Annotated in this window: 21 protein-coding genes and 1 tRNA gene; 13 read left to right on the forward strand and 9 right to left on the reverse strand. The window is 42.6% G+C overall.

Annotated features, from left to right (window positions below; genetic code table 11):
- The first annotated feature begins 11 nt into the window (after nucleotides 1–11).
- From QM738_RS25020 to QM738_RS25030, 3 genes are all read left to right on the forward strand, one after another.
- On the forward strand, nucleotides 12–1,385 hold the full coding sequence (locus QM738_RS25020) for an ethanolamine ammonia-lyase subunit EutB (RefSeq protein ID WP_462279515.1): 1,374 nt from the start codon (nucleotides 12–14) through the stop codon (nucleotides 1,383–1,385).
- Between the two features lies 1 nt (nucleotide 1,386).
- Complete coding sequence (eutC, locus tag QM738_RS25025) at nucleotides 1,387–2,148, forward strand: ethanolamine ammonia-lyase subunit EutC (protein ID WP_462279516.1); 762 nt, start codon at nucleotides 1,387–1,389, stop codon at nucleotides 2,146–2,148.
- Nucleotides 2,149–2,213: 65 nt separating this feature from the next.
- The gene (locus QM738_RS25030) at nucleotides 2,214–2,639 is read left to right on the forward strand and encodes a hypothetical protein (RefSeq protein ID WP_462279517.1); all 426 of its coding nucleotides are present in this window, start codon (nucleotides 2,214–2,216) and stop codon (nucleotides 2,637–2,639) included.
- Here QM738_RS25030 and QM738_RS25035 read toward each other — a convergent pair.
- The 4 genes from QM738_RS25035 to QM738_RS25050 form a co-directional block, all read right to left on the reverse strand.
- Nucleotides 2,620–3,219 (reverse strand): DinB family protein, encoded by a 600-nt coding sequence (locus QM738_RS25035; RefSeq protein ID WP_462279518.1) that lies wholly within the window; start codon nucleotides 3,217–3,219, stop codon nucleotides 2,620–2,622. The two genes, QM738_RS25030 and QM738_RS25035, sit on opposite strands and share 20 nt — an antisense overlap.
- A 56-nt stretch (nucleotides 3,220–3,275) precedes the next feature.
- On the reverse strand, nucleotides 3,276–3,809 hold the full coding sequence (locus tag QM738_RS25040) for a Crp/Fnr family transcriptional regulator (protein ID WP_462279519.1): 534 nt from the start codon (nucleotides 3,807–3,809) through the stop codon (nucleotides 3,276–3,278).
- Nucleotides 3,810–3,826: 17 nt separating this feature from the next.
- On the reverse strand, nucleotides 3,827–5,455 hold the full coding sequence (locus tag QM738_RS25045) for an acyl-CoA carboxylase subunit beta (protein WP_462279520.1): 1,629 nt from the start codon (nucleotides 5,453–5,455) through the stop codon (nucleotides 3,827–3,829).
- Nucleotides 5,456–5,666: 211 nt separating this feature from the next.
- Nucleotides 5,667–8,087 (reverse strand): carboxypeptidase regulatory-like domain-containing protein, encoded by a 2,421-nt coding sequence (locus tag QM738_RS25050; RefSeq protein ID WP_462279521.1) that lies wholly within the window; start codon nucleotides 8,085–8,087, stop codon nucleotides 5,667–5,669.
- A 290-nt stretch (nucleotides 8,088–8,377) separates the two neighbouring features.
- On the opposite strand from QM738_RS25050, the gene QM738_RS25055 reads away from it, so the two are divergent.
- The 9 genes from QM738_RS25055 (at nucleotide 8,378) to QM738_RS25095 (ending at nucleotide 19,558) form a co-directional block, all read left to right on the forward strand.
- Nucleotides 8,378–8,839, forward strand: coding sequence for a DinB family protein (locus QM738_RS25055; RefSeq protein WP_462279522.1), 462 nt, complete (start codon nucleotides 8,378–8,380; stop codon nucleotides 8,837–8,839).
- Between the two features lie 71 nt (nucleotides 8,840–8,910).
- Nucleotides 8,911–9,903, forward strand: coding sequence for a LacI family DNA-binding transcriptional regulator (locus QM738_RS25060; RefSeq protein ID WP_462279523.1), 993 nt, complete (start codon nucleotides 8,911–8,913; stop codon nucleotides 9,901–9,903).
- Nucleotides 9,904–9,990: 87 nt separating this feature from the next.
- Entirely contained in the window at nucleotides 9,991–14,937 is a 4,947-nt protein-coding gene (locus QM738_RS25065; RefSeq protein ID WP_462279524.1) for a PAS domain S-box protein, read from the forward strand.
- A gap of 143 nt (nucleotides 14,938–15,080) precedes the next feature.
- Nucleotides 15,081–15,536, forward strand: a complete 456-nt coding sequence (locus QM738_RS25070; RefSeq protein ID WP_462279525.1) for a hypothetical protein — start codon at nucleotides 15,081–15,083, stop codon at nucleotides 15,534–15,536.
- A 76-nt stretch (nucleotides 15,537–15,612) separates the two neighbouring features.
- A complete protein-coding gene (locus tag QM738_RS25075; RefSeq protein WP_462279526.1) occupies nucleotides 15,613–16,083 on the forward strand; it encodes a hypothetical protein in 471 nt (156 codons plus the stop codon).
- Between the two features lie 501 nt (nucleotides 16,084–16,584).
- Nucleotides 16,585–17,061 carry a hypothetical protein gene (locus QM738_RS25080; RefSeq protein WP_462279527.1) on the forward strand — a complete coding sequence of 159 codons (477 nt, stop codon included), beginning with the start codon at nucleotides 16,585–16,587 and terminating at the stop codon, nucleotides 17,059–17,061.
- 75 nt (nucleotides 17,062–17,136) lie between these two features.
- Nucleotides 17,137–17,616, forward strand: a complete 480-nt coding sequence (locus QM738_RS25085) for a hypothetical protein (RefSeq protein WP_462279528.1) — start codon at nucleotides 17,137–17,139, stop codon at nucleotides 17,614–17,616.
- Nucleotides 17,617–18,610: 994 nt separating this feature from the next.
- A complete protein-coding gene (locus QM738_RS25090; protein ID WP_462279529.1) occupies nucleotides 18,611–18,985 on the forward strand; it encodes a hypothetical protein in 375 nt (124 codons plus the stop codon).
- Nucleotides 18,986–19,111: 126 nt separating this feature from the next.
- Nucleotides 19,112–19,558, forward strand: a complete 447-nt coding sequence (locus QM738_RS25095) for a hypothetical protein (protein WP_462279530.1) — start codon at nucleotides 19,112–19,114, stop codon at nucleotides 19,556–19,558.
- Nucleotides 19,559–19,890: 332 nt separating this feature from the next.
- Here QM738_RS25095 and QM738_RS25100 read toward each other — a convergent pair.
- Both QM738_RS25100 and hscB read right to left on the reverse strand, forming a co-directional pair.
- Nucleotides 19,891–19,977: transfer RNA gene (locus QM738_RS25100), tRNA-Leu, on the reverse strand.
- A gap of 112 nt (nucleotides 19,978–20,089) precedes the next feature.
- Nucleotides 20,090–20,569: a Fe-S protein assembly co-chaperone HscB gene (gene hscB / locus QM738_RS25105; RefSeq protein ID WP_462279531.1), complete on the reverse strand. Its 480-nt coding sequence runs from the start codon at nucleotides 20,567–20,569 to the stop codon at nucleotides 20,090–20,092.
- Between the two features lie 64 nt (nucleotides 20,570–20,633).
- Here hscB and QM738_RS25110 point away from each other — a divergent pair, with 64 nt between their 5' ends.
- Complete coding sequence (locus tag QM738_RS25110) at nucleotides 20,634–21,833, forward strand: NAD(P)-dependent oxidoreductase (RefSeq protein WP_462279532.1); 1,200 nt, start codon at nucleotides 20,634–20,636, stop codon at nucleotides 21,831–21,833.
- A 1-nt stretch (nucleotide 21,834) separates the two neighbouring features.
- Here QM738_RS25110 and QM738_RS25115 read toward each other — a convergent pair whose 3' ends face one another.
- The 3 genes from QM738_RS25115 to QM738_RS25125 form a co-directional block, all read right to left on the reverse strand.
- Complete coding sequence (locus QM738_RS25115) at nucleotides 21,835–22,551, reverse strand: tRNA1(Val) (adenine(37)-N6)-methyltransferase (protein ID WP_462279533.1); 717 nt, start codon at nucleotides 22,549–22,551, stop codon at nucleotides 21,835–21,837.
- A 119-nt stretch (nucleotides 22,552–22,670) separates the two neighbouring features.
- Entirely contained in the window at nucleotides 22,671–23,714 is a 1,044-nt protein-coding gene (tsaD, locus tag QM738_RS25120; protein ID WP_462279534.1) for a tRNA (adenosine(37)-N6)-threonylcarbamoyltransferase complex transferase subunit TsaD, read from the reverse strand.
- Nucleotides 23,715–23,871: 157 nt separating this feature from the next.
- Nucleotides 23,872–25,116: an ABC transporter permease gene (locus QM738_RS25125; protein WP_462279535.1), complete on the reverse strand. Its 1,245-nt coding sequence runs from the start codon at nucleotides 25,114–25,116 to the stop codon at nucleotides 23,872–23,874.
- Between the last annotated feature and the right edge of the window lie 58 nt (nucleotides 25,117–25,174).

The raw sequence follows: 25,174 nt of genomic DNA on the forward strand, positions 1-25,174 counted from the left end.
ATAGTATAATAATGCCTTACCGCACCGCTATAAAAGATACTGCGTATGTTTTTAAGGATCTTAAAACATTACTGGCTAAGGCGACACCTTACCGTAGCGGGGATGCATTAGCTGGGTTGACAGCGGATAGTTATGAAGAACGGGTTGCAGCACAGATGGCACTGGCAGATGTACCGCTGCAGACTTTTTTAAATGAAGCCGTGGTGCCGTATGAAACGGATACGGTTACACGATTAATTATTGATACACATGATGCCGTTAATTTTAAACGCATCGGTCATTTTACAGTAGGTGAATTGCGTGACTGGTTGCTGAGCGATGCAGCTGATACAACTATGCTGCAGCAATTGTGTTTTGCATTTACTCCAGAAATGATCGCCGCCGTAAGCAAACTGATGCGTAACCAGGACCTGATACTGGTGGCGCAAAAATGCGAAGTGATCACAAAATTCAGGAATACAATCGGGACAAGAGGTTGCATGAGCACAAGGCTGCAGCCCAATCATCCTACAGATGACAGGAGGGGTATTGCCGCCAGTATGGTGGATGGTTTATTGTATGGCAGTGGCGATGCGGTGATCGGCATTAATCCTGCCACGGATGCGCCTGTAGCAGTGAGTGGATTATTACAGATGCTGGATGAAGTGATCCATCAATTTAATATTCCTACACAGAGTTGTGTGCTGGCGCATATCACCACTACGTTGCAATTGATAGAACAGGGAGCGCCGGTAGACCTCGTGTTTCAATCCATTGGTGGTACAGAAAAAACGAACAATAGTTTTGGTGTATCTATTGCTTTGCTGGATGAAGCGTATGATGCAGCACTTTCCTTACAAAGAGGTACCGTTGGCAATAACGTAATGTATTTTGAAACGGGGCAGGGCTCGGCATTATCGGCCAATGCGCATGAAGGTGTTGACCAGCAAACCTGCGAAGCAAGGGCTTATGCTGTAGCAAGAAAATACAAACCACACCTGGTGAATTCAGTTGTAGGGTTTATTGGTCCCGAATATTTATACGACGGTAAGCAGATCATCCGTGCAGCGCTGGAAGATCATTTTTGCGGCAAATTATTAGGGCTGCCAATGGGTATGGACATCTGTTATACCAATCATGCAGCTGCCGACCAGGATGATATGGATACACTGCTTACATTGCTGGGTGTGGCCGGGTGCAATTTTATAATGGGTGTACCGGGTGCAGATGACATTATGCTGAATTATCAATCCACTTCATTTCATGATGCACTGTACCTGCGTAAAGTGCTGGGCAAAAAACCGGCGCCGGAATTTGAAGCATGGCTGATGCAGCAGGGTATTATGGATACTGCAGGCAACCGGCTTGCGGTTAATAACAATCATCTTTTATTGAAAGCACTATAATATGGAGCATCCTTCACCTATCATTCCTGATAGCTGGCAATCGTTAAAGCAATTTACGAATGCACGCATTGCATTGGGCAGTACGGGTGTGGCGGTGCCTTTAAAAGAGTTGCTACAGTTCAGGTTGGCGCATGCGCATGCAAGGGATGCTGTGTATGCCCTGCTGAATGAACAGGAGATCATAAGAGGTTTGGAACAACTGCAATTATCCTTTAGCCTGTTGCACAGCAAAGCGCAGCACCGCGATGCATATTTACAACGCCCCGATTTAGGAAGACAACTCCATGAAGCTTCGGCAGCACAACTAAAAAACAGCAATGACAGCTGTGATATTGCGATCCTTATCGCAGATGGTTTATCTGCAACCGCAGTGAATGAACATGCTTTGCCTTTATTGCAATGCCTTATACCGATGCTGCTGCAAGCTGGTTTTGTACTGGCGCCCATCAATTTGGTGCAGCAGGCAAGGGTTGCCATTGCTGATGAAGTGGGCGTATTACTGCATGCTAAATGTACAGTGGTGTTAATAGGGGAGCGGCCGGGCCTTAGCTCACCAGATAGTATGGGCGCTTATTTAACGTATGCTCCTGCAATCGGGGCAACAGATGAATGCAGGAACTGTATTTCCAATATCAGGCCGGCAGGGATGGATGTTGTAACAGCTGCCAACAAGGTATTTTATTTGATACAGGAGGCTTTTCGTTTACAATACAGTGGCGTTGCTTTAAAAGACAACGCACAAAATACTGCATTGCCCGAATGATTTTTTTTGTGAATTTTGTACAGCTATATAATAATTGATTGCCGCAATTAATACCTGTTTAACCAATGGCTCCCGAAATAATTACAGTAACCGCAATGGCTACTTTTGAAACCTATGCAGCGCTCGCTACAGCGCATGCTTTTGGCATGGGCACCTGGGTGATACTCGGCTGTACTTTAACGGGTGGCATCATCGGTGTTTTTATCGCAGCATTCTTAGGTGCAAGGATAGAAAAATTCATCAATGAAAGATTCCGGAAAAATAAACCACCGAAAGCAAAAACCGGTTTGATCTATGCCATCTGGAAAAAATATGGCCTGTATGGCTTGGGCATCATCGGTACTTTTTTATTTGGCGCCCCCGCCGCCATTGCTGTTGGCGTGGGCTTTAATGCCAATATGAAAAAGCTGGTGAAAGTTTGTCTTGCTACCGTGGTGGTACGTTGTTTTGCATTTACTTTTTTCAGCGATTTTATAAAAGGACTGTTTTAGAACCTTCCTTTGCATAGCTGTGTGCTTCTGCTGCTTTCGCGGCCCTTTCTGCCTGCGCAATATGCCTTTCTATATGATACACATAAAAACGAAAAGTATCTCCCAGTCTTAATTTTATAAGTGGTGTTAATGAAATAGCGGTTTTTGTTTTTGTAAGATCCACTGTTCTTGCCTGCTCCAGTAAAACTTTCAATAGTTCCAGTTGTTTGATGAACCGGTGAACGGTGGTGATCGTCAAGGCTGAGTTGACAGGATTCTTGTCTTTGGGCGCTTTCAGTTTTTTAATGTTGCCGTTCTTTGCCTTCATCAACCCTGCAAAATAATTGCCGAGCAGTCCTGTTTTAAAAACGCTATTGGCACGGTGTTTTGTATTTGCCAGTATTTGTTTTTCTATTTCCGGTAAATAAAAATCACCGTACAGGTTCAGGTGTTCCAGGCATTCTAAAATGCTCCATGCTTCCAGGCTTTTTTTAAAATTCAATTCGGTGGTGCTGAGTGTTTTGAATTGTTTTGCTGCGTCTGTGGCATCTTCGGCCAGGTTCAGCAATTCTGCGATGAGTAAATTGGTTTGTATCTGCATTGTCTTTTTGTTTATGCAAATATTGACCGTATTTTTTTTGCGCAGCTTGACTGAAATCAAGAATTCCGGATGCGGCTGAGTGTTTCGGGTTTCATGCGCAGGTAGGATGCGATGTATTTTAATGGCACCTGCTGAAATACATTGGGGCTTCTTTCCAATACTCTTTTCAATCTTTCGGAAGGAGAGGTGATCAGCAGGTCTATTTCCCTGTCTATTTGTTGGGTGAGTAATAATTCCAGTAAACTCACATACTGGCTGAGTGTTTCATGATCCTTATGTACCAGTTGTAAAAAATCTTCTTTAGCGATCATTTTAATGGTGGTCTTCCGGATCGCTTCTATATAAAATTCTGAAGGTGCTGATTTGATGAATGAGGAGAGTGAATTGATAAGCGATCCTTCGTACCCGAAGCGGATGGTCTGCTCCTCAAATTCGGACAAGTATAATACCCTGATGGCGCCTGATACCACCATGTACAAATGTTTTTCTGTTTCGCCTTCTCTTAACAGGAATTCGCCTTTAGCAAAAACCTTCTCTGTTCCTGCCTCATCAAATATTTTAATGAGTTTTTCAATGAATGTTTCAGGCATATTGCTGCTTTTGATGATTATACCTGGAATACGCCGGTTTTAAATTCCGGGATATCGCTGTTGTTATTGGCTGCGGCAATACCTTCGGCAATTACTTTACGGGTGGCGGCGGGATCAATAATTTCGTCTACCCACAACCGTGCGGCAGCATAATAAGGTGTCGTCTGGCTGTTGTACCGGTCAATGATCTGGTTCAGCATTTTCTGTTCTTCTGCAGCGTCTATCTCCTGGCCCTTGCTTTTTAAAGCGGCTACCTGTATCTGCAATAATGTTTTGGCCGCCTGTTCGCCGCCCATCACCGCGATCTTTGCCGTAGGCCACGCATAGATAAAACGGGGATCGTATGCTTTGCCGCACATGGCATAATTACCGGCACCATAGCTGTTGCCCACTATAATGGTGATCTTGGGTACCACCGAATTAGCGACTGCATTCACCAGTTTGGCACCATCTTTTATAATGCCGCTGTGCTCGCTGCGGCTGCCCACCATAAAGCCGGTAACATCCTGTAAAAAAACCAGGGGTATCTTTTTCTGGTTGCAATTCATGATAAAGCGGGCGGCTTTATCGGCACTGTCGTTGTAGATCACGCCGCCTAACTGCATTTCACCTTTCTTGCTTTTTACTATCAACCGTTGGTTGGCCACAATGCCCACAGCCCATCCATCCACACGGGCATAGCCGCAAACAATTGTTTTACCATACTCCGCTTTAAACTCATCAAAACTATTTGCATCCACAATACAATCGATGATGTTCAGCATATCATACGGTTTGGTATTGCCTTCGCTCATAATGCCATAGATGGATGCTTCGCTGGTTTTTGGTGCTGTTGCCTTTATCCTGTCAAAGCCCGCTGTTTGCGGTTTGCCCAGTTTGGAAAATATTTTTTTAATATGGTCCAGGCATTCCTCTTCTGTACTGAATTTATAATCGGCAATGCCGCTTAATGCGTTGTGTGTTTCTGCACCGCCCAATGTTTCTGCATCAATGTCTTCACCAATGGCTGCTTTTACAAGGTAAGGCCCTGCGAGAAATATAGAACCGTTGCCTTCCACCATCAATGTTTCATCGCTCATGATGGGCAGGTATGCACCACCGGCCACACAGGCGCCCATTACGGCAGCTATCTGCGTAATACCCATCGCACTCATCTTTGCATTGTTGCGGAACACTCTTCCAAAATGTTCTTTATCGGGAAATATCTCATCCTGCATCGGTAAAAAAACACCGGCGCTGTCCACTAAATAAATGATGGGTAATTTATTCTCCATCGATATCTCCTGCATGCGCAAATTCTTTTTACCGGTGATGGGAAACCAGGCGCCCGCTTTTACCGTCTGGTCGTTGGCAACAATAATGCATTGCCGGCCGCTTACATAACCTATGCCGCTTACGGTGCCGCCTGCGGGGCAACCGCCTTGTTCTGCGTACATTTCATATCCTGCAAATGCGCCCAGCTCAATAAAAGGTTTGTCAGCATCGCACAAATAAGCAATGCGCTCCCTTGCGGTGAGTTTATTTCTTTCCTTTTGTTTGGCTGCTGCTTTTTTGCCACCGCCATCGTATATCTTTTCCAGCAGTTTTTTGGTGTGGCTCCAGGCCAGTTTATTGGCGTCTTCGTTCTTATTGAATTGTAAGTCCATGGTTGATAGTTAATGATTCATGGTTGATGGTTCATAGCTCATGGTTGATGAGCTGTGAACTGTAAGGCAATCATACGTTAAACATAGACAAAAATAGGGGATTGGGATTAACTGGATTGAAAACTGTTGGGAGCTACTACCGCAGCAAATGGTTCTAATAAAAAAAGAGTGGACTGAAGCCCACTCTTTGATAAATGTTATTAGTTACAATTTATTTTACAAAAATGCCATAGCCGTATGCTTCCTGGGTGTTTGTAAAACCAGTTAAAGCAACTGGTACGTTATTTTGAAAATACAATGGGGTGGTTATCCCGTTATTTGAATTGATTTCTCCTACTGTATAAACTATATTATTCTTTACAAAAATATTGTTAACTGCCGCAGTATTACCACTTGTAGCATAGTTTGTTACAAAATTGATGTTATTGTTTTTCCAGTAAACAGCATTCTGTATAAAAACACCCTGGTTCTGATGTATTGAGCCGCCGATATATATATCGCCATTATCAACAAAAATTGAATTGCTGCTTGCCCCCGCATAAGTTCCGGGATATGTCAATGTAGTTTTAACAGCATTTTTCCAATATACCGCAATAAAGGATTGCCCGTTGCTTGTTGATTCAGAGCCGGAAAAATAGAGGTCTCCGTTGTCTATAAAGATACCGGAAGCTTCATTGCCTGCATTAACACTTGCAGCTGAAAGAAAATTGATCGTGTTATTCTTCCAGTACACTGCCCTGCTTGATGAATTTGAATTGCTGAACACCTTGCCACTAACATATACATCTCCGTTCACAACTTTTATACTGGTTGGGCTTAGTATATCAAAAGTGTCTTTTGGTATGATTGTCGCCACTCCATTCTTCCACACCTTAGCAGCTGTAGCAGAGCCAGAGCCTTCTAATCCAACAATATAAACATCTCCATTGTACACGTCAAAACCAAATGGCTCTGCATAGGTTAAGCCATTTGTAACATTGGTCAATACGCCATTTTTCCATAATTTGATAGTATTGACCCAACCATTAATGGTTGTATCTTCCTCAGAGCCTAAAACATAAACATCATTATTATAAACCAATGCCTGTAAAGCATAAGCAGATTTATTTCCATTTGCCGGGATGTTTGTTAAGACAGTTGCGATACCATCTTTCCACAATACAGCATTGTTTTCTATTGCGCCGGTTATATAAACCCCACTGGTATTAATCGTATTTCCACAGGCAGTAAGCGTACCCAGGTTAACAGTATTACCAATAGCAGTTGCGCCTGCAACAGTGCTATAGGCGCCGGTGCTGAGGTCTACAGCATTGTAAGTGTAAGTTGCAGTTCCGCCGCAATACAGCAGGCTGAAATTCACCTGTCCTGTTGCGTTGGTATAAGCGATGGTACCCCCGCCACCAGCAAGACTAAGACTTACATATCCGTTGGTCACCGGCTGGTTGTTACAATTTTTTACGGTACCCGTAAAGGTTATTACCTGTGTGGCCGGTATGGTAACATTGATATTGCCTAAAGAAGCATTGGCGGTGTATGGCCCAATATTTTGTGTATAAACTACGGTATTGCTTGTACAAAATGTGTTTGTTATTACTTCCAGTTTCAGGTTCTCGTTCTTTGGTACGTAACCGGATACATAACCACTATCATTGGTAAAACCAGTTACATAAGTACCATTGCTCAACCTCGTGATCTTTACCATGGTATTGGCCATTGGCAGGCTGTTGGCACTGTTCAGCAGGCGCAGGTCCAGCGTTACAAAATTGCCGGGTACATCCACATTCCAGAAAGAGAATTTATCTACAGCTGCTGTATAATTGCTGCCGCTTTTGGTGGCGGTGCCTTCTTCTTTCCAACGGGCAGTGGCTTCGTCAAAATGCCACAGTGCAATGGTTTCGGGTGCGCTTGCCGCCAGCATTGCCGGGATGGGGAAGCTGATGGTAGCTTTTTTGCCGGGAGCGATCTTTAATGTATTACCACTCGCATCCTGTAATTCGGCGCCTACCATTCCGTAAGTGGTCAACAGGTATTCGCCATTGCTGCTGTTGATGCCCCTCAGGTCGCCGGGTATCACCAATGGTAAATTGGCTGCGGTAGGATCGATCCAGTAAGCAAACACTTTTACGCTGCCGTTGTAAGCCGCACCAGCGCTTGTTACAAAAGCATTGGCAGGAAAAACGATCGATGCACCATTGGTGGTAACCGTACCGCCCGCCGAAGCAATGAGTGTAGCCGTAAGCGTTTGTTTAAGCAACTGGATCTTTACATAATTATTTTTGCCCGGCATGGTCACAAAGCTGCGGATGCCTTTAAAGTAGCCGGTTTTAATTACAGTTACATGGCCGTTGGCGGCAGAAATATTTACGTTCTTAAAAGTAAAATTGCCCATGGCATCGGTAGTGCCGGAGTAACTGTCCGATGTTACAGTAGCATTCACAACGGGTTGGTTGTTCTCGTCTATCACCGATCCGGAAATGGTGGCGGTTACTTTTGTTGCATCATTCACTACCACCGGTGGCTCCAGTGTTTGTGTATCGTCCATACTGTCCGGTTTTTTACAACCAGGTTGTATCAATACAAACAAGGAAAGAAAAAAGAACAGGATACTTGCTTTGGTGTTTTTTTGTAACATCAGTTATAGGGTTTTAATTTAAATTCCGGTATTCAATTTATTGGCGATTAATAAAGTCAGTTATGTAACCTTAACAGGTCATAGTAAGGGTATTCGAAGGATCGGGTAAGAATTTTAAAGCTACAGATGTGCTGCAAGATATAGTAAAGAACCCATTAAACAAACAGGTAATGAACAATTTAAATGAAGATTCGGGGCAGGCATGTTGGAAGTAACTGGTTTGCAATTATCTTTGAGATAGTAAGGGTCGTATTATTTTTTCATGAATTGCATCAATTAATTAACTGTATATGGGCATCGAGATCAACCGCATTGTAAAATTGTTTGAAGACCTTCAGCATGGTGATTGCTGGATCGGCAATAATTTTAAAGAAACACTGCAGGGCGTTACTGCTGCAATGGCTGCACAGGATGTAGTGGCCAAAAGCAATAATATCTGGCAACTCACTGCTCATATCATTTACTGGCGTACTACTGTTGTAAACCGTTTAACGGGCAGTACCAATCCTCCTCCTTTCAAAGATTTTTTATTGCCTGCCGAACTGAATGATACCAACTGGCGGCAGACCCTGCACGATTTTGAAGCAGCTTATCATGCTTTGCGCCATGCCTTGCATGCTATCAAAGATGAACAGCTTGATAAACCATCTCCGGTGCAGGGGCAAACTTTTTATCAGTTGATATTGGGTTGCCTGCAGCACGATGCATACCATCTTGGACAAATGCGTTTATTAAAGAACGGCTTAAAGTGATCACCGTAAAATCCGCAGTATAAAAAAGGTTTGTTCTGTAAGGGAAAATAATATTACTTTACGGTTTAACGATGGAACAAGCTACACTAAAACAACTGTCAGAGATATTAAAGATCAGTATCTCCACCGTATCCCGTGCACTGAAAAATCATCCTGATATTTCGGAAGAGACGAAGCGAAAAGTAAAGGAACTGGCCGAAACACTGGAGTATGAACCCAACAGCCACGCTATTTACCTGCGCAACAATACCAGCAATGTGCTGGGCGTACTGGTGCCTTCCTTTGATAATTTCTTTTACGAATCATTTGCCATTGCTGTGGAAGAAGAGGCAAGGGCCCGTGGATATTCTGTACTGCTGATGCAGTCGGGCGAAAGCAAGGAGATCGAATCGGCCAATTTAAAATTATTGAAGAACAACCGCATTGCCGGCCTGTTCATTTCCATTACCGGCGAAACGGATGATATCAGTTCCTTTTTAAAACTGGAAGAAAAGAAGATCCCTGTGATATTTTTTGACCGGGTGCCCGATTATGATCAATGCAACAAAGTGTGTGTTGCAGACAGGTCGGCGGCCATTATTGCAGCAGAAGCGCTGGCGGCAAAAGATAAAAAAAATATACTGGCGCTTTTCGGTCATCCCAAACTCACCATCTCCACCAAAAGGCACGAGGCTTTTAATGAGACCATTAAGGCCCATGCACCCAACGCACATATCAACAACCAGTTTGCATTATCTATCGAAGATGCAAAGGGTATAACCGCCACTGCACTGGAAAGTAAAAAAAGGCCTGATGCCATTTTCTGTATGGGCGACCTGTTGCTTATCGGCGCTATGTATGCCGTGCACGAAAAAGGATTGCGGGTGCCCGAAGATGTAGCGGTGATCTCCATCAGCAACGGACTGCTGCCAACGCTTTATAATCCTAAGATCACTTACGTGGAAACCAGCGGTTATAAACTCGGCAAGCTTTCTTTTAAGCGCATGATGGATTGCCTCTCGGGCAGCACCTTTATCCAGGAACTCACCATCAACTCCGTGTTGGTTGAAGGCGGTTCTTTGTAACTAAAAAAGACATATCTCTTTCCATTTGTAATAATAGGGTTGCATTTTATATAAAACTCCGTTAAATTGTAGTATAATGTTTTACTGATGCCTGCAGTTAAAACCTTTCACCTTGTCCTTTTTATTGTTTTAAACCAAATTGTCTGTACAGCAGGTAAGGCGCAGCTACAGCAACCCGGCAGCAACAGTTATTTTGCCCAGCATTTTGGCGAAGAGGAAGGCCTGCCGCAAAACTCCATCAACAGTATTTTGCCCGACCGCTACGGGTTTTTATGGATCGCTACCGAAAGCGGCATCACCCGGTTCAACGGCAATCGTTTTTTACCTGTGCATACCAGGAAGGGCATCATCAACGGCAACTTTACACGGATAAAACATTTTTATTACAAAGGCAAGGATACCATCCTGGCATTTTCTGCCGCCACGCAACAGATCGCCTACATTGTAAACAATTCCATTACTGCTATTAAAAAACATCAGTACGGTGACGGGCTTTTTTTTCTGAACCTGCATGAAACGGTTCCGCAGAAAGCATTTTTGCATGCCGACAGTTCTATGCAGCAATGGTATATTGCGCCTGGCGGTTATACCGGCACTGTATACAGTAAAGATACTTTGCTGGTAACTCTTACCGATGGGATAGGCGTATATGATTCCCATGGGCTCATCAATAAGATACCGGTCAACAACCTGGTGTTTAAAAAGCTATTATACCTGCAGGGCAAAGCAGCGTACATAGATGAGGATAATTATATCAATTTTTATACAGCCGCAGGCCTGCAGCAAAGAAAGCCATTGCCCCTGCCTGTAAAGCAAAGACTCTCTTTATTCAACAACGGCGATGGCAACGATTTTTTTTGTGTGGCAGATTCTGCCTTGTATAATATCTCGATCAATGCTGCGGGGGAGCCGGTAGTGAACCTGTTGTTCAACAACCTGCAGAATGCTAATGATATTACAATGGTGTATCAAAAAGACAGTAACACCATTGTAGTGGGTACACAACGCAGCGGCCTGTATGTGTACCGCAAAAAATTCTTTACACTCACCGATCCCATGCCCAATGGAGAGCCGGATGCTTTTTATGTGCAGCAGTTACTGCCCGATGGGCACACGGTGCTTACCGGCGGGGATAAACTTTTTGTAGATGGACACTTTACAGGAAAGACAAAAACGCCTTACGCAACTTTTCCCTATACTTCCTTAAAAGACAGCAAAGGATATTACTGGTACATATACAAGAACAGGGTACTGCATGGCACGGATATCGGCCCCAATGCCGATACCATACTGCGCTTTAAAGGTTCACCCAACATCCTGTTCGAAGACCGGCAGGGAAGGGTATGGTTCATCTCCAGTCACCTGGCCGGGTATTTCGCGAACAATATTTTTACAGAGGTCACCATTGCTAATCTGCGGCTCGATATAGTTTCGTATATGCAGCAGCGTGAGGATGGTGTATATCTTATCGGTACAAGGGAAGGGCTTTTTATACTGAACAGTATCAAAGATCATGAAGTGACGGAAGTGGCTGGCCTGCATTCTTTTGATATCAGGTTTTTACATCCTGAAGCGGATGGTAAAGTATGGGTGTGCACTTACGGGCATGGATTTTTTTTGATGGATAAAGACAGCATCATTGCGTTCCCGGATAATGATGGTAAGCTGGCCTATGTGCATTGTATTGTGCAGGATAAGCAAGGTTATATGTGGATGCCCACCAACAATGGATTGTTCGTTACCCACCGCGATGCCGTGATGGCCTATATCAACAACAGGAACAAACTGCCTTTTTATTACGGCTTCTCAAAAAAGAGTGGGCTGCGTACCAATGAATTCAATGGCGGATGCCAGCCGGTTTACCTGCAGTTGCCGGGCGGTGCGGTAAGCCTTGCTTCCATGCAGGGCCTGGTTCAGTTCGATCCCGCTGCCATCCAGTTCACCACTGCGGCTTCTGCGATCATGATCGATAATATTTACGTGGACAGCACCGAAGTATTACAACATAATAATATCGAGGTTGCCAACAATGTATTGAATATCAGTTTTGCAGTTTCCAGCGCTTTCTGGGGGCAGGGTGAGAATGAGCTGCTGGAATACCAGGTAGTGGAAAAAGGCAAACAACCCAGCGACGGGCAATGGCTGCAGGTGGATGCATCGGGCAAGATAAATCTCTTCTCTCCCTCGTTTGGCAATTACCAGCTGGTGGTACGCAAGCGCAATGGTTTACAGACTAACGATTACGCCTACCAGCAGGTGGATTTCCGGGTGATGCCCAAATGGTTCCAGACAAGCTGGTTCTTTATAGGGCGGGCCATATTCTTTTGCTGCCTGCTTGCCGGTATATTCCTGTGGCGCCGAAATTATTATAAAAGATCGCACCGTATACTCAAGCAAAAAGTAGACGCTGCCACATCGCAATTACAGCAAATGAACAGCACGCTGGAAAAGAAAGTGGAACAGCGTACACTGGATATACAGGAGGCGGAAAAGAAATTCCGTACCCTGGTGGAAGGTTCGCTGGCAGGGGTGTACATAGTACAGGATGATGTGTTCACGTATGTAAACCCCCGCTTTGAAGAGATACTGGGTTATGGTAAAGACGAATTGATCGGTAAGGCCTCCTTACTCATCATCAGCGAAGATCAACGAAAGATGGTCATGGAAAAAGCTATCCGGCGCATGTCGGGCGAAGTGGAAAGTGAACATTATGAAGTAACAGGATTGAAAAAAGACGGCAGTAAATGTGCACTCGAATTTTTTGGCAGCATCACCCTGTACGAAGGAAAGCCCACCATCATCGGTACCATGATGGATGTTACGGAGCGTAAGGAGATAGAAAATGAATTAAGGGAGGCAGAACAGAAATTCCGCGACCTGGTGGAAAAATCACTTGTAGGAGTATACATCATACAGGATGGAAAATTTGCGTATGTGAACCCCCGATTTGCAGAAATATTCGGGCAGGAGCAGCAGGCGCTCATGGATGCGCCTTCGGTGGACATCGTGGTATATGAAGGCGACCGGCAACTGGTATCGGATAATATCCGCAAACGTATTGCAGGCGATGTGGAAGGCATCAATTATTTTATCAGGGGCATAAAGAAAGATGGCACTATTATTTATGTGGAATTGTTTGGCCGCATTACCCGCTTTGATGGCAAGCCTGCCATTATTGGTACATTGCTGGATATTACCGAACAGAAAATTGCACAGGAACAATTAATAAAAGAAAAAGATCTTTCGCAATCCATCATCAACAGCCTGCCCGGTGTGTTCTATATTTTTGATGAAGCAGGCAATCATCTTTTATGGAACAGGAACTTTGAGATCATTACCGGCTACAACAGCCAGCAGCTGCAGCAAAAAAAGACCGGCGCCTGCGTGGAAGAAAAAGACCGTGCGGTGTACCAGAAAGCTGTGGAAACCATCTATGCCACCGGCAAAGCAGAAATGGAGATCACCCTGGTTACGAGTACACAGCAAAAGATACCTTTTTATGTAAATGGGATTGCCATCACTTATAACGGTAAGGCATGTGTGCTGGCGATCGGTATTGATATCAGCGAACGTAAAAAAGCGGAGCAGGAAAGAGAACGGGCCAACTACCTGCTGAACGAAAGGGTAAAAGAACTCACCACATTGTACCGTGCAGGTATTGTATTGCAGCGGGAAGAAAGATCGATCATTGTTACGCTGCAGGATTTTGTGCACATAGTACCGCAGGGCTGGCAATACAACTCTATTACTGCTGCACGTATCACACTGGGCGAGCTGGAATTCACCACACCCGGGTTTACCATCACCCCTTATTTACAGGAAGCGGGATTTGTTACCAGCAACGGCACACCGGGCAAGATACAGGTGGTATACCTGCAGGAAACGCCCCCCGAAGTGGAAGGTCCGTTTTTGGCAGAAGAAAGAGAACTGATTAATATGCTGGCCGATATGCTGCGCATACATTTTATAAGGCGGGAAGCGGTGCATGCCCTACAGAAATCGGAAGCCAACCTGAACACGATCTTTGAAAATACCGATACCATTTATGTGCTGCTGGATATGAGCCTTAAGATAATGGCCTTTAACCAGCGTGCAGCCGACCTGGTGCGTAAAGAATTGAACCGGGAGTTGCAACTGTATACGGATTTTGTGGATTATTTTCCTGAAACCCGGCACGATGGCATGAATGCCAGTATACAAAAGGTGATGCAGGGGAACCTGGTAAGTTACGAGATGGATTATAAGCAGGCAGATGGTACTGTGAACTGGTATTATATCAGGATGTTCCCGGTGAATGACAGCAGGAAAGTGATGTTTGGTTTAATGCTGGCTGCTTCTGATATCACCGAAAAGAAATTGCTGGAGCAGGAGATACTTAACCGCAGCATACAGGAACAGAAAATGATCACCCGTGCTATTTTGACCGGTGAGGAAAGAGAGCGTAATAAAATAGGGCAGGAACTGCACGATAATGTGAGCCAGATATTAGCAGGCACCCGTTTATACCTGGGCATGGCCCGCAAGAACACTACCAGCGGCGAAGCCATCATTACCGAATCGATGGAGCTGATAGAAAAGGCGATCGAAGAGATCCGTTCGTTGAGTAAGGGCAAGGTGACGCCGATGAAGAAAGTGAACCTGCAGGAACTGTTGCAGCAACTGATAGAGCGTTTTAATGAGACCACGGGCATCAAGACCAGCTTTATCTACAATGGCTCCGGCCAGGTTATTGAAGATGATCTGAAACTGAATATCTACCGCATTATACAGGAGCAGCTGAATAATATCCTGAAGCATTCCCGTGCTAAAATGGTGAACGTACTGGTGGAAGCGGGCAGTGATAATATTCGTGTACTCGTTACCGATAATGGCCGTGGCTTTGAGCCTACCGACCGGATGAATGGTATTGGTCTTAGTAATATTGCCAACAGGGTAGAATCTTTTAACGGTACCATCAATATCGAAAGCAGTCCGGGCAATGGTTGCCAGATAGAGATCAATTTGCCGCATTCGCCGGAAGAGGATGTGGTATAGAACGCCGCAAGCGGCATTGGGGGAACGCGGATTTTTAGGATGGTGAGGATGGGTTATGATTTGTTTGCTTGAATTGCAAAAGAAGAAATGTTTTATATTTGAAAGTGAGCAGTTCTATTCGTATATCCCAAAATAATTGCCTGGTGAAAGTACCCGCTTTTTTTACTGTTTTACTTTTTATAACCATTGGTGGTTATGGCCAAAAAGTAAAGTACATATCCCAATACTATACACAGTATGATACTGCCAGCAGCATGAACTGTTTCAGGATCGGTAAGCATGCTTTGAGCTTTGATGAGCAGGCGGTTTATCTCGATAAAAAAGTGCTGATTGCAAAAGATACCGGTTCATTTTTCTTTCTTGAAGTATATTCGGATAAAGTGCTGGTAGTGAGTTATTATCCAATGAGCGAGGCATATGTTGCTACAGGGCCCGGTTTCAGACCTTTACAACAAGTGGAATTTATCTTGCTGGATGATCCCAAACAACGATGGCATTTTGACCTGAAAGGCGCTTTTAACTCTTCGTGTATTGTGAATTTTAATACGCTAACCGGTGAGCTTGAATTGAAAAGGAAAATAAAAGGAAAGAAGGAATAGCTTACGAACAATTGGATGGCTAAGTCGGAGCAGTGCAGCTTAACCGGGCGTAGATTTTTATAATGCTTAGTGATCTATGAAACGTGTTTTTTTTATTCAGATAATAATCGGCTTAACCTTCTTAGCGTGCAAGTCCCCAGCAAAGATGCAAGCGGTAGGAGGATGTTCATTTACGCAAAGCTATATGGCTTACGGGACCGTAAACGATTCGGTCTTTTCACTTCAACTTCAACAGTTGGGTAAATTCTATTTTAATTTTATACTCGAAACCTGTAAGAAGATCGATCGGCATAAACTGGAATTAACAGGGTACATCTCTTTCCCCGATCCGGGTAATGAAATAAGTAATCAAAAAAGAATTGCCGATGTGCATATTGTTCAGGCAGCCAGGCTAGACAAGTTTACACTTGGTTTTAAACAAAGCCTGGGAAAAACCGATTCAACTGGAAGATTTGATATTGTAATTGATGTAGGCGGTGAAGAATCTTTTCTTTTATTCGGGAAACAAGGTTTTAACCAAATTACAGTTCAGCTTTCTTTTAAATAAAGTCTTACAACTATTTACTATTTTGGCTGTGCGTCAACCGCAGTTACAACCTTAACCTTGAAGTGTATGCTTCGGTTTTTTTTATGCCCAGGAGCTAGCTGTGCAGTTTTACCAGTTGGTAAAGCATATGCTTAACAGGTGGATGAAATGCTGATCTAGCCGTTTTTGACACGTTTTTTGGCAAAAAATACACAGTTATCAAGTTTGGCTAGGAAAATTAATTTTTGTGCCGCTACTTTATAATGTAATTAAAATGGATACACGAAGTGTGTAAAAAAGCGTTTTAATGCATCCCTACTAAAACCTTGAACCCTTTTTATGGGCTGTACCCGGCTCTTCATTATTGTTGATATGCTGTATAGAAATGTGCAGGCGTATCAGCAATGTTGAGGAGTTTTTTGTTTCTCTGAAGCCTTTGCTGTGGTTATAAATCGCCAGGATTAACAGACACAAGTGGTCATTCCCAGGCGGTAAGCATTTGCACCAGAAAAAAATAGCATTATGAAATTAATAGGAACGGCTTTCTTAATATCTTTTTTTCTTGTGTGCAAAGGGCAGACAGAAACTAATGAAATTAAAAAATTGGTTGACTCTGCTATTTCGCTTAAAATAGAGCATATTATTAAATTTGCAACAACTCCTGAGTTAAAAAAAAGATTTTTAAGCGATATCTATTTAATTGATGAAAAGGACTTGCCTTATTTATATTCAGGTACAAGATATAATGTTGAATTTGTATTTAGGAATTTTAAAAGCCGAAAAAACCGAAACGAAGTAAAAAAGAAAATTACAGCTTGGAAAATTTTTACTTCCCTGGAGGCTAATCAATTTAAAGTTTCGATTGCATTGCTTATAATTTATTACAAAAAGAGAGCGTTTTGGTATCTTAGAGATCAGGTAACAGAATTTGCCTTTGAATATAATTGCGAAAGAAAAAAATGGGAAAAGATAGAGGCTAAGAGTAGTCGGGCAAAATAAACTAATACAAAAGAATTTTATATTCCAATAAAGACGGAAATTGTAATTCACTTATTTTTTTTGCATTATAATACAATGAAAAAAATACTTTTTTTACTGTTGTTTTGGAGTTCCGCTTGTCATATCAAAGCCCAGGTTTTTAATTTTGAACTGGGGATTTCTAAAGATTCACTTAAAAATATTTATAAAGAGAAAAATATATTGGTTGTAGTGGGACGGTCCAATATTATTGACGGTTATCTGTTTCGAATTGACAGTTTACATTTTAAATGTGGATTTGATAAAACCGGGAAAGTGATTTATTATTCTACCGAGGATGCTGATTTCTCTATTGAAGGATTTAGGTATCTAACAGCCGATAGGAAAAGTATCGATTCTATAAGAAGGCAAAACGGGGTTAATTATAGTTTGAAATTCGGAGCCTTTATAAATTTAAAATATGGATGGAAGTTAGGTTTCTCGTCTGACGACCTTAATTATAAAAATGGAAAAATGAATTTGAAAAATGATGCGGTCCCAATGCGCCTTTTTAAAATTGACGCAGAATATATTTGAGAAGTAAGAGCCAATTTAAATGGAGTTTTATTAAAGTTATGATAAATGAAATTCAAAATTCGGGCAAGCAGGATAAGGCTGAAATGCACCGCATGTCGCGGTTGCAAACCGCCAGAATTAATAGACACAAGTGGTCCCGCCCCAGGCGAGAAACACTTGCGCCAGTGGGGGAAGAATTCACTAAAACATACACACAAGCATCTACTATACATTCTCCAGTAAAATTATAATATGAAATATCTAAGAATCAATTTGTATTTATTTTCACTGTGCTTGTCATTCACAGCGGGATGGTTTTTTCAAATAAAAAAGATTGTAAACATTAATCCGATTAATAATTATCCGGTATATGAATATGGAATTAATTACTTTTTATTTTGGAGCACCTTTTTATTGTGTTCAATTTGTTTAATTGCATTTGAATTTAATATGATTAAGATGGCTGGTAATGTGTCAAAATAACTTATTTTAGAAACTGCTGGTGTTTCAAATTATTCCTTACTATTGTTTGTACAAATGAAAAAGGCCGAAATGTACAGTCGTTGCTGTGCCTTCAAGGGCAGGCATCGACTAATGTGTGTCATCGATGTAAGGGAAAAAGCAACAGTAAAAAATAGCAAAGCTCCGTCGTTGTAGGTAAGCTTGATACACCAGTTTAGCTGCGTACCAACATTGACGCAAGCCTGAATAGCTTTTGTAGTTGTGAAGTGTAGGTCGCGGTTACTCCGAAGGAATCCTTTGGACAAACCGCTGGAATTAATAGACCCAGGTGGCTCCCGCCTAAGGCGAGAAACACCTGCGCCGGTGAAGGATAAAAACAAAAGGAAATAATAATGAAATACTCTTTTATTTTTTTATAATTTACCTGTCAATTTATAGCAATTGTAATGCTCAATTAGTATCGGTTTTTCTTAAAAAATCGAAATCTTTAAATAAAACTGACGAACTTTATACAAAGTATAATTTCCTGGTCTCATTTGATACTAATAATCATGTGCGTTCCATTAAAAGTATCAATGGGAAAAAAGTCTATTTTAAGCCAGATAAGCCTTTTTATTATGAAATATTTAATGAGAAATATTTGATTGCTTCAGCAATAGACAGTCTGGTAATTTCGGAGCATTTGTCAACACCTCCCAATTTTTTCTTTCCAAGAAAAAAAATGTTTTTTATGTCTTTGATGAAAGATAGTTTCGGGAAATTTTTTTATGTTGATTTAAATAACGAGGTAATTATAGAGAATCAGGCAATTGGCCAAATTGAAAAAGATTATTTTTTTATAAAAAAAATAGATATAAACCAAATGAAAATTGAGCTGTTTAATCCTGTCATGAATTTATGGAAAAAATATGAGATCAAAAGTTTATAAAATATTGTCCTCCGTCATTGGTACGCTTTCGCACTTGGGCATTGCTGCATACCAACAACGGCGAAGAGGAAGGATAATAGCGATTTCGCTAGATACAGCACCAATTATTCGCCAATAATGAAAATTATGTTTAGAAAAAGACTATATCTTGTTTGTGCCTTAATTTTTTCTTCAATAAATATTATCGCTCAAAAGAACGATAATAAAATTGGTTTTATTTTAGATGGGTTGATAACACCAGCTTTATATTCGAAAATTGGGGAGCAAAAAATATATATTGATGGTGACAGCACTTCTATTTGTATAAGTAACAAAGAGGACACTTGTTTTAATAGAGTTAGATATAAAGTAACCGATAAATATGGATCGTGTATTGTTTTATGTGTGAATGATGAAAAGAAGCTTAAAGTAAAGTTTTATTATTCGTCTTCAAAACAAATGCTCAAAGTGTGGAAAGTGAATGTATTTGGACCTGGGGGCAAGCTAATAAATGTTAGGAGTGCGAAAGCATATTATCCAAGACTTCAGAAAATCGAGCGCTTGAATTATGATGGTAGGTTTGATGATTTATAACTTTATCCTTCGTTGGCGCATAATCCTCTCAAACCAGCGGAAACGCCATTATTTATAATTGTTTAAACCTTTCGCCCTTATTGGTATGCAGCACTGACAAAGTGTAGGGTCTATCAACAACGATCGTAAAGATCAATTTCCTGTAGTTACCGGAAGAGGAGATTGCTTAAGCCTCCTGCGGTGCTTTTTGAGAGAACATAGATTTTTATGATACTGATGATATATCTGCTCAAATCCTGATCATCCTAAAAATCCGTGTTCCCCTTCTCCCCGCCGAAGGCGGCAGTAAACATACTCCAATAAAAAAACCCCTGCAATCTGCAGGGGCCGCCTGGTGCCCACGAAAGGAATCGAACCTTCACGCCCTTGCGAACGGCAGATTTTGAGTCTGCTGCGTCTACCAATTCCGCCACATGGGCTACTCTATCGCTGATTGGTTAATTTGTTTACTAGTTAATTAGTAAGGTTTAATATATACTAATTAACCAATTAACCAGTAAACCAATCAACAAATTGGGCTGCAATATTACGTTATCCCGCCATTCTGTCCAAAATACGCTGCAGGTATTTTTTCTTGTAATAGTATTCCTTCACCTTCAGCAGGTCGGCCGTACTGGTGCCGCTTTCGGTAAAGTTGTCGATAATGGCCTGTACCGGCGCTTTGATCTGTTGCTCCAGCTCATTTACCTGCTGTACAGAATCGTCCGAAAGTTCCTCGTTCAGTTCCATCACTTCCATTAAAAAATCAGGGGGCAGCTGGTATTTTTCTTCTTCTTCCAACAGGCCTTTTAATTGTAATACATATTTAATGGTGGCATCTTCATTTCTTAAAACCTTGAGGGCTTTATTTACCTGCGAGGATGTTTCCAGGGCGTCTGCCTGTTCCTGTTCGGTGGCCTGTGTAAAAAAATCGGGATGGAACTTTTTCTGCAGTTCCACGTATTTTTTAGACAATATATTTTTATCCACCTGCAGTGTTACTGGTATGTCGAACAATTCAAAGTAATTCATACACAAATTTCAATTTTCAGCATCCAAATTCCAAATTAATTAACTTGCCGTTCAAATAACGAGCATGCTTAGTATTGGATTAATAAGAGAAGGAAAGATACCGGCCGACAACCGTGTGGCGCTTACACCGGCGCAATGTAAATGGCTGCATAAGAATTTTACGGATATAAAAGTTATTGCCCAGTACAGTGACAACCGGTGTTTTACAGATAAGGAATATGCCATGGCGGGTGTGGAAGTGAAAGAAGATATCAGCGAATGCGATGTGCTGATGGGCATTAAGGAAGTACCGAAAGAACAATTGATACCGGGCAAGACCTATTTATTCTTTTCGCATACAAAAAAAGAGCAGGAACACAACCAGCAATTGTTCCGTGCCATCATTCAAAAAAAGATCACGCTGGTGGATTATGAATGCCTGACGCACGAGGATGGGCAGCGCATTTTAGGATTTGGTTTTTTTGCCGGCATTGTGGGGGCGCATAATGGTATGATGGCTTATGGTAAAAGAACGGGCCAGTATCACCTGAACAGGGTGTACCAGCAAAAAGATTACCGCAACCTGATCCATACTTATTTTGGTTTAAAGCTGCCGAAATTAAAAATTGCTGTTACCGGTAGCGGCCGTGTGGCGCATGGTGTGCTGGAGATCATGAACCTGATGGGCATTCATGAAGTGGAACCTTTTGAATATTTACATCGCCAGTTTGATTATCCTGTATATGTTGATCTGAAAGGCCGCGACCTGTATGCAAGAATAGAAGACGGCACTTATAACCGCGATGATTTTCACGATCACCCGGAACAGTATAAATGTTCCTTTGCGCCTTTTGCCAAACAAACAGATATTTTAATGAATGGCGTGTACTGGGATAAAGATATTCCGCCGCTGTTCACTAAGGAAGAATTTCAATCGGATAGTTTCAATATCAAGACCATTGCAGATATCACCAATGATGCGCATGGTTCGGTGGTGGTAAATATCGGCGACAGCACCATTGAAGAACCGGTGTATGGTGTTGACAGGAATACGCTGCAAAAGACAAAACCTTACCAGCAAAACAGTGTGGACATTATGGCGGTGGGCAACCTGCCCAATGAACTGCCCCGTGATGCATCCAGGTATTTTGGTGAGCAGCTGATAAAATTTGTACTGGAAGATTTGGTGAAAGGCGGATCACCGGTAATAGAGAGAGCTACGATGGTGAAGCGTGGTGAGTTGACCGAATCTTATGCTTATTTAAAAGATTATGCAGGAATCTAAATCATAGATAGAGATAATAATCTTTCAAAAGGGTTATGAATTCCTCGCTGTAATTTGCTCCCTCATTTTTTATTATCATCTCTTTTGTTTCCAATACAGTTTGCTGCCTGTTGAAAATTGTGATCGACCGGAAGTAATCATGCCGGGGTGTTTGCTTTACCAGTAATAGTTTTGAGGGATAAAAATTGAGTGTATGCGCTGCTGTTATAAAATAGTTTGTACGGTGGTGGGGCAGCAGCACAGCGAAAGAGCCTTCAGTAGTTAATGTCCTTTCAATATTGTGCAGTAATTCCTGCAGCGTTAAAGTGCTGTCATGTTTCGCGGCATTTTTTTGTTCATCTGCAGCAATAAGATCGTTCTCAAAGAATGGCGGATTGCTGATGATATAGTCAAATTTTTTCCCCGGCTTATAGTCCTGGATGGCCGTATTTACAATGCTGACCCTTTCTTTCCAGGGAGACTGCTGTATATTTTCTTTTGCCTGCTGATAAGCATTGTTATCAATTTCCACCGCTTCGATCGATGTGTTATTTTTTTGTGCCAGCATCAATGATAATAAACCTGTACCTGCGCCAATATCCAGGATACTGTTCAGCTGCTTATCTTTTATTTCATTCGCCACAAAAGCGCCGAATAGGCAGGCATCTGTGCACACTTTCATAGCAGTTTTATCCTGCTGTATGGTAAATTGTTTAAAGCGGAAGAAATGGTTGGGCATGGTAAAAGTTTTAGTGCAAGATACAAGGGGGAGGAGCTACAAGCTGCAAGGGGAGCAGCTGCAAGAATATTTTCAATCCTCCTGCTTATCCCTTGCAGCTATTCCCCTTGTGGCTTTCTTCAGCTCCATTCTGCTCTTGCAGAAGGGCTCACAGACAGGTTTGCAAAATCTTTTTCTAAAAATTTGTAATAGGCTGTCATGGCGATCATAGCTGCATTGTCGGTGCAGTATTCAAATGGTGGTATGAATGTTTGCCACTGCATTTTTTCGCCCAGCGCTGTCAATGCTTTTCTTAATCCACTGTTGGCGCTTACGCCACCTGCTATGCAAATATTGGTGATGCCTGTTTCAGCCGCTGCTTTTTTTAATTTATTCAGTAAGATACTGATGATGCGGTTTTGTATGGAGGCGCAGATATCGGCCAGGTTCTCTTCAATGAATTTTTTCTGTGTGGCTTCATCGGCGGTAAATTCTTCTTTGTACACATTTGCTGTGCCTGCATTTTTTAAAAAGTACAGGATGGAAGTTTTCAATCCGCTAAAACTAAAATTCAATCCCGGTATCTGTGGCTCCGGAAATTTAAATCTGTTCGGATCGCCCTGTGCGGCGTATTTATCTATCAATGGTCCGCCGGGATAGGGCAGACCTAATAATTTTGCACTTTTATCAAATGCTTCACCCGCTGCATCATCAATGGTCTCGCCGATCACTTTCAGCTTTGCAGGCGATTCGCATAATACGATCTGTGTATGTCCACCGCTTACTGTTAAGCATAAAAAAGGAAAGGCGGGCTTTTTTTCAGGAATGAGATTGGCGATCACGTGCGCCTGCATGTGGTGCACGGCGATCAATGGTTTATCCAGCGCCAGCGACAGTGATTTGGCAAACTGCGTGCCTACCAGCAAGGAGCCGATCAGCCCCGGCGCCTGTGTAAAGGCAACGGCATCTATTTGCTGCAGGCTGGTATTAGCAGTTTTTAATGCGGCGTCCACTACAGGCACAATGTGCTGCATGTGCGCCCTGCTGGCCAGTTCGGGCACTACGCCGCCATATTTTTCGTGCACCGCCTGGTTGGCTATAAAGTTGGATAAGATCTTTCCATCCACACATACGGAGGCAGAAGTTTCATCACAACTGGATTCGATCGCTAAGATTGTGGTCATAAGCCGCAAAGGTACGGCGTTTTGGCGTGAGACGTGAATCGTGAGGCGTGAGTGGTGAGTCGTCAGTGGTGAGACGTGAATCGTGAGTGGGCTTTTACTTGAATATTGAACATTGAGCGTTGAACATTCGTACATTCGACATTCGCACATTCAACATTTACTTGCTTCTTATGGCTTCCACCGCATCCATCTTCGCGGCTCTCCTGGCGGGAATGATGCCTGCGAGCACACCTACAATGATGCAGATGATAACTGCAGTGGCCAGCATGGGTAAGGAAATGAACACGGGGAAATGTAATGGACCGGATAATATCAAGGTAAGAATGTACACAAAGAATAAACCGAAGGCACCGCCTATCACACACAACAGCGCCGCTTCCATTAAAAACTCGAAGAGGATGCTGCCTTTTTTGGCACCGATGGCTTTTTTTAAACCGATCACCGGTGTGCGTTCTTTTACTGTTACAAACATGATGTTGGCAATGCCGAACATGCCCACGATTAAACTGATACCACCAATAACAGCGCCTACAATATTGATGGTAACAAATGAATCGGATATGGCTTTGCTGAATGCTTCCACGCTGTTGAGCGAAAAATTATCTTCCTGTGTAGGTGCCAGGCGGCGTATCTGCCGCATGATGCCTTTTAATTCGTTGCTCAATGCAGTGGGTGTTACGCCTTCTTTGCCTTTTGCTATCAATACGGGATTACTCCATTGCTCTTCAAATATCTGCCTACAGAATCTGTAGGGCAGCATCACGCAGTTATCATAATCCCAGCCAATAAAATTCTTGCCTTCTTTTTTTATCACGGCGATGATGGTGGCTTTTTTGCCGCGTACTTCCAGTTGTTTGCCGATGGCCCTTTCGCTGTTGCCAAATAATGCTTCTGCATTGGCAAAGCCGATGATACATACATTGCTGCCCGAAGTAAATTCGCTGTTGGAAAAAAAGCGGCCATATTCAAATGAAAATGGCTGCACTTCCATTTGCGCTTCGGTAATGCCGTACACACTGGAGTTGGATATCACATCATCTTTGTACGAAATACTGCCGCCGGTGCGCAACAGCATGGATATATCATCCAGCAGCAATGCCCGTTGTTTGATCATCTCAGCCTCTTCATATTTCATATTGGGCCTTGCCCGGTACTTCCAGGTGGGGCGATCGGCGCCGCCGGCATATTCCCATTTGTCAATGTAGATGGTATTGGTGCCGAGGCTCTTTACCTCGTTCTGGATATTCCTTTCCAGGCTGTTCACGGTGGCCAGTACGCCAATGATACAGAAGATACCAAAAGCAACCCCCGTAAGGCTCAATGCGGTACGCAGCTTGTTCACCTTCAGTTCCTGGAAAGTGAGCCGCAGCGAATTGGCAATGATATTGAGGGATTTGCCCATGTATCAAATTTACGGCAAGCAATTGAATTGGCGCAGTTAAATATATGAGTGGAAAGTT

It is taken from the genome of Ferruginibacter sp. (genome assembly GCF_049840995.1).
Classification (GTDB): domain Bacteria; phylum Bacteroidota; class Bacteroidia; order Chitinophagales; family Chitinophagaceae; genus Ferruginibacter.